The 13,219-nt window shown below is 57.5% G+C and carries 15 protein-coding genes, 1 tRNA gene and 2 pseudogenes; 16 read left to right on the forward strand and 2 right to left on the reverse strand.

Annotation, left to right across the window (positions count from 1 at the left end):
- Window positions 1-97: 97 nt before the first annotated feature.
- Complete coding sequence (locus N7578_RS01710) at window positions 98-1,045, forward strand: MYG1 family protein (RefSeq protein WP_311108592.1); 948 nt, start codon at window positions 98-100, stop codon at window positions 1,043-1,045.
- A 19-nt stretch (window positions 1,046-1,064) separates the two neighbouring features.
- Window positions 1,065-1,547: pseudogene (greA, locus tag N7578_RS01715) on the forward strand (transcription elongation factor GreA).
- Window positions 1,548-1,565: 18 nt separating this feature from the next.
- Here the strand turns inward: greA and N7578_RS01720 are convergent.
- On the reverse strand, window positions 1,566-1,850 hold the full coding sequence (locus tag N7578_RS01720) for an acylphosphatase (RefSeq protein WP_311108593.1): 285 nt from the start codon (window positions 1,848-1,850) through the stop codon (window positions 1,566-1,568).
- 201 nt (window positions 1,851-2,051) lie between these two features.
- On the opposite strand from N7578_RS01720, the gene N7578_RS01725 reads away from it, so the two are divergent.
- The 9 genes from N7578_RS01725 to N7578_RS01765 all read left to right on the forward strand — a co-directional run bounded on the left by N7578_RS01725 (window position 2,052) and on the right by N7578_RS01765 (window position 8,244).
- Window positions 2,052-2,525, forward strand: a complete 474-nt coding sequence (locus tag N7578_RS01725) for a VOC family protein (RefSeq protein WP_311110022.1) — start codon at window positions 2,052-2,054, stop codon at window positions 2,523-2,525.
- 179 nt (window positions 2,526-2,704) lie between these two features.
- Window positions 2,705-2,908, forward strand: a complete 204-nt coding sequence (locus N7578_RS01730; protein WP_311108594.1) for a hypothetical protein — start codon at window positions 2,705-2,707, stop codon at window positions 2,906-2,908.
- Window positions 2,909-2,929: 21 nt separating this feature from the next.
- A complete protein-coding gene (locus tag N7578_RS01735) occupies window positions 2,930-3,118 on the forward strand; it encodes a hypothetical protein (RefSeq protein WP_311108595.1) in 189 nt (62 codons plus the stop codon).
- 177 nt (window positions 3,119-3,295) lie between these two features.
- On the forward strand, window positions 3,296-3,685 hold the full coding sequence (locus N7578_RS01740; protein WP_311108596.1) for a cytochrome c family protein: 390 nt from the start codon (window positions 3,296-3,298) through the stop codon (window positions 3,683-3,685).
- 136 nt (window positions 3,686-3,821) lie between these two features.
- On the forward strand, window positions 3,822-4,637 hold the full coding sequence (locus tag N7578_RS01745) for a cytochrome c oxidase subunit II (RefSeq protein ID WP_311108597.1): 816 nt from the start codon (window positions 3,822-3,824) through the stop codon (window positions 4,635-4,637).
- A 42-nt stretch (window positions 4,638-4,679) separates the two neighbouring features.
- Window positions 4,680-6,458: a cbb3-type cytochrome c oxidase subunit I gene (locus N7578_RS01750; RefSeq protein ID WP_311108598.1), complete on the forward strand. Its 1,779-nt coding sequence runs from the start codon at window positions 4,680-4,682 to the stop codon at window positions 6,456-6,458.
- Window positions 6,455-7,159 (forward strand): cytochrome c oxidase subunit 3, encoded by a 705-nt coding sequence (locus N7578_RS01755; protein WP_311108599.1) that lies wholly within the window; start codon window positions 6,455-6,457, stop codon window positions 7,157-7,159. The genes N7578_RS01750 and N7578_RS01755 overlap by 4 nt, the downstream gene beginning before the upstream one ends.
- Before the next feature lie 6 nt (window positions 7,160-7,165).
- Window positions 7,166-7,888: a heme-copper oxidase subunit III family protein gene (locus N7578_RS01760; protein ID WP_311108600.1), complete on the forward strand. Its 723-nt coding sequence runs from the start codon at window positions 7,166-7,168 to the stop codon at window positions 7,886-7,888.
- A gap of 11 nt (window positions 7,889-7,899) precedes the next feature.
- Window positions 7,900-8,244, forward strand: coding sequence for a cytochrome C oxidase subunit IV family protein (locus N7578_RS01765; protein ID WP_311108601.1), 345 nt, complete (start codon window positions 7,900-7,902; stop codon window positions 8,242-8,244).
- Between the two features lie 40 nt (window positions 8,245-8,284).
- On the opposite strand, the gene N7578_RS01770 is transcribed toward N7578_RS01765, so the two are convergent.
- Entirely contained in the window at window positions 8,285-9,088 is an 804-nt protein-coding gene (locus N7578_RS01770; RefSeq protein WP_311108602.1) for a DUF2189 domain-containing protein, read from the reverse strand.
- Between the two features lie 143 nt (window positions 9,089-9,231).
- Here N7578_RS01770 and N7578_RS01775 point away from each other — a divergent pair.
- From N7578_RS01775 to N7578_RS01795, 5 genes and pseudogenes are all read left to right on the forward strand, one after another.
- Window positions 9,232-10,384 (forward strand): annotated as a pseudogene (locus tag N7578_RS01775) (ROK family transcriptional regulator).
- A gap of 337 nt (window positions 10,385-10,721) precedes the next feature.
- Window positions 10,722-10,811, forward strand: a tRNA-Ser gene (locus N7578_RS01780).
- 212 nt (window positions 10,812-11,023) lie between these two features.
- A complete protein-coding gene (locus N7578_RS01785) occupies window positions 11,024-11,482 on the forward strand; it encodes a MarR family transcriptional regulator (protein ID WP_311108603.1) in 459 nt (152 codons plus the stop codon).
- 142 nt (window positions 11,483-11,624) lie between these two features.
- Entirely contained in the window at window positions 11,625-12,611 is a 987-nt protein-coding gene (locus tag N7578_RS01790) for an FUSC family protein (protein WP_311108604.1), read from the forward strand.
- Between the two features lie 139 nt (window positions 12,612-12,750).
- Entirely contained in the window at window positions 12,751-13,113 is a 363-nt protein-coding gene (locus N7578_RS01795; RefSeq protein ID WP_311110023.1) for a hypothetical protein, read from the forward strand.
- The last annotated feature ends 106 nt before the right edge of the window (window positions 13,114-13,219 follow it).

The following is a 13,219-nucleotide window of genomic DNA, read 5'->3' on the forward strand; positions in this document are numbered from 1 at the left end:
ACGGGTTGAGATGAGGCCTTACAGAAGGTATCAGGATCTCAAACATCAGGCGGGCCTCCCGTAACCGCCCTCTCAAGAATCAAAGGCGTACCCCAACATGATCCCGGATTTCCTCGTCACCCATTCCGGTGGCTTCCATGCCGACGAACTGCTGTCCAGCGTCATCCTGACCCGGCTCTTCCCGGAGGCACGCCTTGTTCGCAGCCGTGCGCCGGAATGGATCACACCAGACACGGATCGCGTCATCTATGACGTCGGCGGGGCTTATGACGCGGAACAGGGCATCTTTGATCACCATCAGCGCGGCGCACCGCTTCGCGAAGATGGTCAGCCATACAGTTCTTTCGGTCTGATCTGGAAACACTACGGCCGCGACTACCTAGCTGCTTCTGCCGTTCCCGAAGACCACATCGAGGCGATCCATGCTTCTTTCGACAACGGCTTCGTGCTGCCTGTCGATCTGGTCGACAACGGCGCGCTGAGCCCGTCCATCGCCGGGCCTCTGGCAGGATTGACGCTGCCCGCGCTTCTCGAAATTCTCAAGCCGGTTTTCGATGAGACGGACCCGGAAGCCGAAAACCGTGCTTTCCACGCCGCGCTGGCCATTGCCCGCAGCTTCGTTGAAGCGAAGATTGCCAAGAGTGCCGCAAAACTGCGCGCCGAAGCGCTCGTGAACAAGGCTATCGTGGATGCCGGAGAAGGGTATGTTCTTGAATTGCCGGCGGGCATGCCGTTTCGTCCGGCCATCGTGAAGGCCGGTGCGGATCATCTGCTGTTCGTCGTCCATCCACGCGGCAACGACTGGTGCCTGACCGGCATTCGCCGTGCTGACGAAGGCTTCGAACTGCGGGCCGATCTGCCGCTTGCGTGGGCAGGACTGACCAATGGGGAACTGGAGGCAGCATGTGGTGTGGAAGGCGCGAGTTTCTGCCATAATGGCCGCTTCATTGCTGCCGCCAAGACGCGTGACGCAGCACTCGCAATGGCGGAACTGGCCGTGAAAGAAGCGCTCACGCCACCGAAAGAGATCAGCGTCAGCGCCTGAACAAGGACGGAGTTTGAGTGTGAGTGTTGCGTTTACAAAGGAAGAGAGTTCCGAAACCGCTTCGGAAACCCTGCTGCCCGACCGCCCGATTTCACCGCACCCGAACCTCGTCACGGAAACGGGTCTGAAGGCTCTGGAGGCGCAGCTTCAGCAGGCCCGCGAAGCTTATTAGGCAACCACCGGCATCGAGGACGTCAATGAACGACGACGACAGGCAGCAAATCCGCTGCGCGATGTCCGCTATTTCGCGGCAAGGGTTCGGACGGCACAGCTTGTGCCCGATCCCGTATCCTTCGATACCATCGGCTTTGGCAACACGGTGACCTTCAGCCGCGATGACGGGCGCGTGCAGACCTATCGTATCGTGGGTGAAGACGAAGCCGACCCCAAGGCGGGATCGATTTCCTTCGTCTCACCAGTGGCAGTACGCCTCATGGGCAAGTCTGTCGGCGATGTCGTGGAAATGGGTGGCCAGGAACTCGAGATCATCGAGATCTCGTAAAGCCTGCGCTGGCAAACTTTACCGGGTGATGTGAAAGCCCGTTGGCAATTCGGTCAGCGTGGTGGGCTCGACATTGACACCCACCACGGATGCCCCCGGCGGTCCGGAGCTGAAGCGCTCGATCATTGTCAAGATGGCGTCTTCCGGTCCCGCGATGAGTGCGCAGACGGAGCCGTCACTCTCATTGCGAACCCAGCCTACCAAGCCAAGCTTCAGAGCCTCGTCACGCGTCCAGACGCGGAAACTGACGCCCTGCACCCTGCCGGTTATCCGCACCCGAATGGCCTGGCAGTCGTTCGACATGGCAGCCTCCCATCAAATACTAATCGCGAGAATGGAAACCTCCCCGGCCGGATGCAAGGGATATCTTCGTGCATCGAACTTCACCGTTCAAGTTCCTGCTACGGCAGGCGGAACGGAGCAAAGCACCTGGGCGTTCTTGACGTGTCGTCGCGCCGCCGAAGCGAGACTGACATCGCACACCCGGGAGGAAAAACCATGGCCATTGCCAAGAACACCATCTGCGTCTGGTACGACAGGGACGCCGAAGCCGCAGCACGCTTTTATACCATGACATTTCCGAACAGTGTCATGGGCACGATCATCCGAGCACCGGGGGATTATCCATCCGGCAAGGAGGGCGATGTGCTGACGGTCGAATTCACTGTGGCCGGTGTTCCCTGCGTCGGTCTCAACGGCGGGCCGGTGTTCAAACACAACGAAGCCTTCTCGTTCCAGATTTCCACGGAGGATCAGGAAGAAACCGATCGCTACTGGAATGCCATCGTCGGAAATGGCGGCGAGGAAAGCGAATGTGGCTGGTGCCGTGACAAATGGGGTATCTCCTGGCAGATAACGCCACGGGTTCTGATGGAAGCGCTAACCGCCGGAGGCGACGAAGCGAAACGCGCATTTGACGCGATGATGACCATGAAGAAGATCGATGTTGCCGCAATAGAGGCAGCAAGACGCGGCTGAGACCCTAATTTTCGAAGAAATTTCTACGGATCGGCAAACCTGACAGGATGGGATGCCAAGCCATCAGAGGGCGACGGATGTATAGTCTACTAAATTGATGGACTAAATCCGAGGTGCCGCGGCACCTCCCCGTTTTCACCAGTCGTAGCAAATGCTTGGCGCCAATACGAGGCTTTCCGATGACCAGACAAGTGATCGAATATGCAGGTATCGCCGTTGGTATCGTGGTTCCAGACAACGGTCTGTTGAAGTTCATTGCCGTGAAATTTCATGTCCACGATCTTGATGGACGGCACTTCGCTTTGCCAGCGGACGTGGTGCGCGCAATCCATCACATGGTTTCGGCGCGCAACGCGACTCCTGCGGTTTCAAGAGCCGCCTGACAACGCACAGGAGACGTCACGATGAAATTGCATCGCTTCTTTCGCCTCACCGCCTTGCGGGACGATCTCGAGCGCAGGCTTCTGGTCCATGAATACCGCTCACTTCTGACGGATGATCCGAGCGGCGATAGCGGCCTGTCGGATGTCCGGGAACGGCTTTTCGAGGTATCCTCCGAGCTGACCTATGCTCGGTCCCGCTGCCGCTGGTAACGCCATTCGGGTTTCCATCGCATGATTGACTTGCCACGGCGAAGGAATAAAATTCCCATCGGCGCAGCCGTTCTCAATCAAGAACGAAAACGGACGGCACAAGCGTTCGAAACGACGTAGCCAATCGGCCCCATGGTTTCTTTGGCGCGCCTCGGCGACTCTGGGAGGAGGCTTGCCATGGGTTATCGCGTTCTTCTGCTTCTGAGCACCCCGCTATTCACACTTCTGCCGCTTGCCGGTCATGCCCAGCAAGGGGATGCAAATGCGGGCGCTACCGTTTTCAGGAAATGTGCGACTTGTCATGTCGCAGACACGGATCAGAACAAGGTCGGTCCATCTCTGAACGGCGTCTTCGGCCGACAAGCCGGAACGCATCCGGATTTTGCCTACTCCGCTGCCATGAAGGATGCCGGCACCGGCGGCCTTGTCTGGGATGAGGCAACCCTGCGCGACTATCTGCACAACCCGAAATCGAAGATCAAAGGCACGAAAATGGCGTTCGTCGGACTGAAGAACGACAAGGAAATCATCGACCTCATGGCCTACCTGAAACAGTTCTCCAAATAGCGCACCATAAAACACCGATTGATCTAGCTAAATCTCCGTAATTGCCCGGATTTTTCATTCGTGCGATAATGTCCGCCATAGTTTGAAAATACGGTTTCATGTCCACGGTCGCAATCGTCTCAGGAAGGAGGCGGAAATGGCTGTCGCGCTGATTCTCGTTCTGCTGGTAATCGGCTCGGTGCTGTTCCACATGCTGAGCCCCTGGTGGTGGACTCCGATTGCGTCCAACTGGACCTACATAGACAGCACTCTCGTCATCACCTTCTGGATCACCGGCATCGTCTTTATCGCCGTGGTTCTGTTCGTCGCCTATTGCGTTTTTCGCTTCCGGCACAGGCCGGGAAACCGGGCGGCTTATGAACCGGAGAACCGCAGGCTTGAATGGATGCTGGCTGGAGGAACGGCCATCGGCGTTGCCGCGATGCTGGCGCCGGGTCTTGTGGTGTGGGACCGGTTCATCAGCGTCCCGTCGGATGCTACACCCGTCGAGATCGTTGGCCAGCAATGGCTCTGGAGCTTCCGGCTCCCGGGTGCCGACGGAAAGCTCGGTCGTTCGAGCACGAGTGCCGTCACGACAGACAATCCGCTTGGCCTCGACAGGAACGATAGCGCCGGACTTGATGACGTGATCATCGAAGGCGGCGAACTGCATCTTCCCGTGGGCAAGCCGGTGAAGGTTCTGCTGCGCTCGATTGATGTCATCCATGATTTCTACGTTCCGGAATTCCGGGCCAAAATGGACATGATCCCCGGGATGGTCACGTTTTTCTGGTTTACCCCTACCCGCACAGGAACATTCGAGGTTCTCTGTGCCGAACTCTGTGGTGTCGGTCATCCGCAGATGCGGGGAACCGTGGTGGTCGATGACGCCGCGGCCTATCAGGCATGGCTGGAGCAGCAGCCGACATTCACGCAACTTACGGCCTCTGAGGCGCCGCAGCCATCAAACTGAAGGCGGCGAGCAAGACGATCGGGAGGAAAAGGAGGTAAGAGCATGACGGAAATCCGCTCGGACACCGCAGACGCCATCCCGCCTGCCGAAGTCGCGGAAATGGAGCTTTACCATCCGAAAAGCTGGTGGACGAAATACGTCTTCAGCCAGGATGCGAAAATCATCGCCGTGCAGTACTCGCTGACCGCCATCTCGATCGGCATGGTCGCGCTGGTCTTGTCCTGGCTGATGCGTTTGCAATTGGCCTTTCCGGGTTACTTCGCATTCATCGATGCCGATCACTATTATCAGTTCATCACCATGCACGGCATGATCATGGTGGTCTATCTGCTGACCGCGCTGTTTCTCGGCGGGTTCGGCAACTACCTCATTCCGCTGATGGTCGGCGCACGCGACATGGTGTTCCCCTACGCCAACATGCTGAGCTACTGGATCTATCTGCTCGCCGTGCTCATCCTCGTCGCCGGTTTCTTTGCGCCGGGTGGCCCGACAGGTGCTGGCTGGACGCTCTATCCGCCGCAATCCGTTCTCTCCGGCACACCGGGCGGCAGCAACTGGGGCATCGTCCTCATGCTGTCCTCGCTGATCGTCTTCATCATCGGCTTTACGCTGGGTGGCCTGAACTATGTCGTCACAGTGCTGCAGGGGCGCACGCGTGGGATGACGCTGATGCGTATGCCGCTCACCGTCTGGGGCATTTTCACCGCCACCGTCATGGCGCTTCTCGCCTTCCCAGCCCTGTTCGTCGCCTCGGTCATGATGCTGTTCGACCGGCTGCTCGGCACCAGTTTTTTCATGCCCGCCATTGTCGAAATGGGAACGCAGTTACAGCACGGCGGCGGCAGCCCCATCCTGTTCCAGCACCTGTTCTGGTTTTTTGGCCATCCTGAAGTCTATATCGTGGCGCTTCCCGCGTTCGGCATCGTCTCCGACCTCATCAGCACCCATGCCCGCAAGAACATCTTCGGCTATCGCATGATGGTGTGGGCGATCGTCATCATCGCCGCACTGAGCTTCGTGGTCTGGGCGCACCACATGTATGTCAGCGGCATGAACCCTGCCTTCGGTTTCTTCTTCGCAACCACCACGCTCATCATCGCGGTACCCACTGCCATCAAAGTCTACAACTGGGTATTGACGCTCTGGCGCGGCGACATTCACCTGACGCTGCCGATGCTGTTTGCGCTGGCTTTCATCGTCACATTCGTCAATGGCGGTCTGACCGGGCTTTTCCTCGGAAACGTCGTCGTCGATGTTCCGTTGTCCGATACCATGTTCGTCGTCGCCCATTTCCATATGGTCATGGGTGTGGCGCCTATCCTCGTCGTCTTCGGCGCCATCTATCACTGGTACCCGAAGGTGACCGGCCGCATATTGAACAGCGTCCTTGGGCATATCCATTTCTGGATCACATTTCTCGGCGCCTATGCGATCTTCTTCCCCATGCACTATCTCGGCCTGATCGGTGTTCCACGCCGGTACTACGAACTGGGGGAAACCACGTTCGTACCGCCGTCGGCACATACGCTGAACATCTTCATCACGGTCATGGCGTTGATCGTCGGTGCGGCACAGATCCTCTTCCTGTTCAATCTCGTCTGGAGCCTTTTCAAGGGCAAACAGGCGGGCGGCAATCCATGGCGCGCAACCACGCTTGAATGGCAGACGCCTCAGACCCCACCAGCCCATGGCAACTGGGGCAAGGAACTACCGGTCGTCTACCGCTGGGCTTATGACTACAGCGTGCCAGGCGCACCGGAGGACTTCATTCCGCAAACCGTACCGGCCACCAGTGGCATCACCCGGGAGGCGGTATCATGAATGTCACCCTGATTTTCCTCGCTGCAGTCGGAGCCGTGATCATCTGGTGGATGTCCGGACAACGACTGACATCGAAACCATGGCTCGAAGCCGGGGTCGTCCCTCCGACGGGCATGGATAGACCACACTTTCCGGCAGTCAAGATTGGCCTATACGTGTTTCTCGGTGTGGTGGGCGCGCTGTTCATTCTCTTCGTCAGCGCCTATTTCATGCGCATGACGTCTTCCGACTGGTGGTCGACGCCAGTCCCGCCTATCCTGTGGCTGAACACCGGCATCCTGATCTTCGCCAGCGTGACGCTGCAACTTGCAAGAACCGAAGTACGGCGGAACCGTGAACATGCCGTTCGCCACGATCTTTCGGCAGGCTTCATTCTCACGGTTCTTTTCCTTGTCGGGCAGGTGGCTGCATGGCGCGAACTTGCATCCGCCGGTTACGTCTTTTCCGCGAACCCGTCGTATAGTTTCTTCTATCTGCTGACCGGCTTGCACGGTCTGCACATCCTCGGCGGGCTGATCGTCCTGGGCCGCACGGCCGTTCAGGCATTCTCGACCGATATGCCGCGTGATCGCCTTCGTCTCAACATCGATCTCTGTGCGGTCTATTCCCATTTCATGCTGGCAGTCTGGCTGCTTCTTTTCGCGATCTTTGCCGGATGGGCGAATGACTTCGCCGATCTCTGCCGACAACTGCTGACATAGGAGGACATGACGGTGCAATCCGCTCCAAGGCATGGTGACCAGACGATCCGTCCCTCCGGTCTAGGCGGCATCGCCGCCGACTTCTCCTCCGACCAGCGCGCCTTCAAAACGGCCTCGTGGGGCAAGGCGATGATGTGGTTCTTCATCCTCAGCGACATTTTCGTCTTTGGTTGCTTTCTTCTGGCCTACATGACTGCACGCATGTCCACGCCCGTCACCTGGCCCAATCCCAGCGAGGTTTTCGCGCTTCACATCGGTGGGCAGAACGTGCCGCTGATCCTGATCGCCATCATGACCTTCGTGCTGATCTCCAGCAGCGGAACGATGGCAATGGCCGTCAACTTCGGTTATCGCCGCGAGCGAGGAAAAACAGCAAGCCTTTTGTTGCTGACGGCGGCTCTCGGCGCGACCTTCGTGGGCATGCAGGCTTTCGAGTGGACGAAGCTGATTTCGGAAGGTGTCCGCCCTTGGGAAAACCCATGGGGAGCGGCGCAATTCGGCTCAACCTTCTTCATGATTACCGGCTTTCACGGCACCCATGTCACGATAGGCGTCGTCTTTCTGCTGATCATCGCACACAAGGTCTGGCGCGGTGATTTCGACGACGAGCGGCGTGGGTTTTTCACCAGCAGAAAAGGCCAGTACGAGGCCGTGGAAATCATGGGCCTCTACTGGCATTTTGTCGATCTGGTCTGGGTGTTCATCTTTGCGTTCTTCTATCTCTGGTGAGGAGTATCGTCATGAACGAGACAATACCGACACAGACAGGCACAGCCCATCAACAGCACCCCATCCGCCTCTACCTGCTGGTCTGGGGACTGCTCTTCGTGCTCAGCGCCTTTTCCTACATGGTCGATTACTTCGCTATACAGGGCTATCCGCGCTGGTCGCTGATCATATTGTTCCTGCTGTTGAAGGTTGGGTTAATCATTGCGGTCTTCATGCACATGGCATGGGAGCGGCTGGCTCTGGTCTACGCCGTGCTTTTGCCGCCTGCACTGGTGCTGGTCTTCATGGCATTGATGATGTCGGAAGCGAACTACACACTCCTGACCCGGCTATCCTTCCTCGGCGCCACGCCATGATATGACATGGCGCCGGAGGCGATCGGGATTTGCAGGGGCATCAGGCACCTTCCGGTTCGACAACCTTGCGATAAAGATGCCAGGTGGCATGCCCCAGAACCGGAATGACGATTGCAAGACCGGCAAAGAACACGGCGAAACCTGCCGCCAGCGACACCGCGACGATCAGGCCCCACAGCATCATTTCGAGGGGATTGAGCACGACGGCTTTCAACGAGGTGTAGACTGCCGCCAGAGCGCCCGCGTCCCTGTCCAGAAGCAGCGGAAATGCGACAACCGTCGTGCAAAGCACGGTCACGGCGAAGAAAAAGCCGATGAGATTGCCGTAGATCATCAGTTGCCAGCCCTGAGAGGTGGTGAACACATCGGAGATGAACGCCATCAGCGATACGGGCTGCTCAGGCCCGAACAGACGCATGTAGAGCGCCTGTGCCGTATAAAGCCAGGCAACGAAGATCGCCAGCAGCAAGGCACCGACAGCGAGGATGGCCGGAAGCGCCGGTGAATTACGGACTTCCAGCGCATGTTGCCACGACGTGTCGAGGCCCAGTTCACGCCTGCGGCTGATTTCATAGAGGCCGAGCGCCGCAAAGGGGCCAAGCAGGGCAAAACCCGACATCAGCGGAAAGACAAGGGGCAGAATATTCGCACCCGAGGTCCAGCGGATCAGAACCACACCGGCAACCGGATAGATCAGGCAGAGAAAAACATAGTGAGACGGCTTGTCCCAGAAATCATCCAGCCCTTCCCTGAGCGCTGCGAAGACATCCGAAACGCTGATGCGTCTGACATTCGGGAAAACGGCGTTTTCGCGCCCACCCGCAATCACATGAAAATGCGCCATGACGATTCCTCCCGATTTCGCCTTGGGCAGCAACGGTCGACAGGCACTCCCGCGCAAAAAACCGGGACCGATGGACCGAACCTGCACGTCCGATCAGTATACGCCCCTTGGCGGAAGCTGAACAGAGGCCGGTTCAGACCAGCATCTGCGACGCCGAGACACTGATTGCCGATCGCTTTCGACGCCCGGGAGAAACCGGCGTCGTCTCACCTAACGAACGGCGGCTTCTGCAACTGATCTGGCGCAATCCGGGAATTTCCCGTTCGGAAATTACCGGTTACACAGGCCTCACCAAGCAATCGGTCCACCGCATTCTCGACCAGCTCTCGGAGCGCGGCATCATCCTGCTGGGGTTCCGCAAAGCCGGGAATGGGTCGCGACCAGCCAAGCCCGATGCTGCGGCTGAACGGCCAGCACGCTTACGCCTCCGGTATCTCCGTCAATACGGATGTCATCGGCATCTGCCTGATGGATTTCGCCGGAAACTTTCTAGGCGAACGTGAAGTGCCGTTACGTGAGACGACCATGACCGAGGCACTGCAACTTGTGAAGCAGCAGGTGAGCGATCTTCGGAGACAGAACGATCTCACAGAGGAAAACTCTTCCGGCGTCGGCTTTGCAATCGCCGGCTACCATATCGATGGGACACGCCACAACGCCCCTCTTCCCCTTCACGAACGGTCGCTGATCGAACTCGGCCCCCTCATCAGCAGCCTGTTCGAAAGACCGGCATGGGTCATCAACGGCGGCAAGTCAGGGGCCATTGCCGAATCCATGTTCGGCGCAGGCCGTTTCGTACGAAACTTCGCCTATCTCAGCTTCAACTATGGTTTTGGCGGCGGCGTCATCATCGATGGCGAACTTCTGGCGGGTGGCAATGGCAATGCAGGCGAGTTTTCCGGCATGTCCGACGCGGGGGAATCCGAACGTCGCCCGGCCCTGCAATATCTGATCGACCGGCTGAAGCGGAACGGCATCAACGTTCCCTCGATCCACTACATGCGCCGAAACTTCGACCGGAACTGGCCCGGCGTCATTGAATGGCTGGAAGAAACCACACCCGCCTACAATCGCCTCATAAACGCTATTTGCGCAGTGATAGACCCGCAGGCCATCGTTTTCTGTGGCCAGATTCCACCCGACCTTCCTCGAATGATGATCGATCGCGCAACATTATTCGATCGGCCTCGTTACGGCGTTCACCGTCCCGGCCCCAAGCTGATCGTATCGGAGATTTCAAGCGATGCGCCCGCTATGGGTGCCGCCGTCATGCCCTTCCGGCGCGCCTTTTATTAAACCGCCCGCCCCAGGATCGACGCACCAGCCTCTTGCAGCGCACCCACCAGAATGGCGCCGAGGCAAAAAGGGGAAGTGCCGATCCTTGCATGATGCGTTCAAGTGGCCGCCTGACAACAGAGATCCAAACGTTCTCCGATGCCGATGGTTTGCATGTTCGACTGGAACTAAGCAGAAGACAGGCCACCGATGCACCATGGCCTAAAAGCTGCTGAGCAACATGCCGGTGATATTTGCCATCAGCGGATATTTTGTGACGCAGCAATGAAATACCCCTTGTCAGCCCTGCCATTGATGGCTAAGAGAACCCCGCGCATCACAGCGCCGACCAGACCGCGGAGAGGTGGCAGAGAGGTCGAATGCACCGCACTCGAAATGCGGCATACGGGCAACCGTATCGTGGGTTCGAATCCCACCCTCTCCGCCATTATTACCTTTGGTCAGCAGTTTTTTAGCGCTCAGTTCATTTATTTTTATTTAGGCACTGAGCGCGCTGTTCGCACATCCTGAGACAGCAAACAGTATTTCTTCTTATGCATAGCCATCAGCCTGGTAACTCCCCTAACGCAATGCCGACCAGATTCAGCTTCCACGAAAAATAGTTTGAATTGCAATCTAACTTATTGTAGCCGCGTATCTATGACATATGAGCCGACACAGAGATCTCATCTCGGAACAAGTTTTTCCATTATCGCACGCCGCTGGCGACGTTCTCTAGAGGCTGGTCTCGCGGCAGCGGGGCTGACGGATGCAACGTGGATGCCGCTTGTTCATCTCGAGGATTGCGGCGGTGGGGTAACTCAGAAAGAGCTGGCCAAGCGCGTTGGAATAGAAGGAGCGAGCCTCGTGCGCCTGCTCGATATTTTGACGAGACAGCAACTGATTGAACGGCGGCCAGACGACAATGATGGCAGGACCCGTCGTATCCATCTGACATCCCAGGGCATAACGCAACTGCATGAAGTTCGCCGCAGCCTGAATCAGACAGAAGCCGAGATGCTGCAAGATCTATCGGATCTGGAGATAGCCTCTCTCTCCAAGTGCCTGCTCAAGATCGATAGACGTCTCAAAGTCATGCACGGCATTCAAGATGGGTAGTATGCGTGAACCAGAAACGGAACGCGTTTCACACTGGGTCGCCGCGCAACGAATGTTATCGGCCCACCATCTGCGGGACAGTCTGCAGATAAATGCACACGCTTTCCCTTGGCTAGGCCTTGTTATCGGAGGGCAAGCAGCGATGGCTGCGGTCGTCGCAATCGTCCTGACCTCATCTTCCCCCTGGCCGGAAATGACGGGCTTTACAGTCCTGGGCACAATGATCGCTCTTTTCGGGCGCTTTTCCGTTGGGGCAGCACGGCTGAATACTCTGTTGCAATGCACCGCGTGCCAGTGTTTGGGCGTGGTCGTCATGTCTATTGCGGGCTACACACTACCGGTTGAATGGCAGCTTGTTGTCTTGGCCCTGTTATGCGGAATCTTTTTCGCGGCAACAATGCGGGGCGGCTTCGGTCCGCCCGGGGCGTTGATTTTCGTTTTTGCCGCCGGCGCCTCGGTCGGCTCGATAGATTCCCTGCCGATCGTTCTGGATCGCGGGATCGCGGTTTTTGCAGGTGCGGCGTTTTCTATCATCCTGTGTATCTCGACCGATGGACTTTGCCGAAAAGCACTTCAGTCCATACCTCCTGTCCAAGCCATGGAACGGCCAGCACGTCGCTCTTTGTTGATCGCAGCATCCCGGATAGCCATTACCGCACTTGCCGCTTCTCTTGCGGCATACTGGGCGCAAGCGGCACATCCAGCCTGGGCCGCCTTGGGCGTGGTCGCTGTCATGCAGGGTATGCACCTTCATATCACCATGCATCGTGCAACGCAGCGTATGGCTGGAACATTGATAGGTGCCGCCATAGTGTGGGGATTGCTCCATCAGCAACCGTCTTTATGGGTTGTCGTTATCTTACTTGCGGCCTCACAGATTGCGGCCGAAATCCTCATTGGGCTGAACTATGCCTTCACGCAGATATTCGTGACCGTGATGGCTCTGTTGACGACATATTTTTTATCGGGCGGTCGGGCAGGTGTCGAACTAGCAGCGGAACGGATTTTCGACACGATGGTTGGGGCGGTCATCGCTATATTTTTTGCACTTGTCTGTTCAACGCTCGATGAACGGGCATATGTCGAACGGCGTGCCAGAGAGCGAATGGAGGCGAAGTCTCCATCTTAAGCTACAAGAAGGATTGGACGGCGCATCACGATCGCGGCGACCGGTAAGGTTTACATCCGCCATTGCCTATCGCGGCAAAGCCGTTAGTATCAGCGCTCTACAGGACGTTAAGCTTTGGGAGGAGCGATACGTGAAACGGATGTGGCCAAACGAATTTGCTTTTCTGCTGGACGGCGCGGAAGAGGTTGAGCTGGACATTCCGCCGGTGGCGCATGACGACGGTTCGCCTGGCAAGGCGATATCCAAAAAGGCGTTGAAAGTGCGCATCACCCAGCAGGATTTCGAGAAGATCTGGGATCTGGCTGAGGCTCGCTACCGGTTGAGCGGCAAATTTTCGGGCAAGGCGATTACGCTGATCGCCAACAACCCTCATTACCAGAAATGGCATCCCTCAGACGGTGGCAGTGTCGAAAGCACGTCCGATAGCGGTCAGAAATACACGACGCGCTACGTTATCGTACATTTCCTCATGGATGAGGTTCGCGAGCCTGCCGAGGCCTGAAATCGGCGACCAACCCTCCGTTGGACGGCGAAAATCGTCAGAAGCGTCAGACGAGAACTGCGGCAGCCTATGGCAGAGCCGCGCTCTTGTCAGACGCTCTCCATTG

The organism is Agrobacterium tumefaciens (genome assembly GCF_031801495.1).
Classification (GTDB): Bacteria; Pseudomonadota; Alphaproteobacteria; order Rhizobiales; family Rhizobiaceae; genus Agrobacterium; species Agrobacterium tumefaciens_K.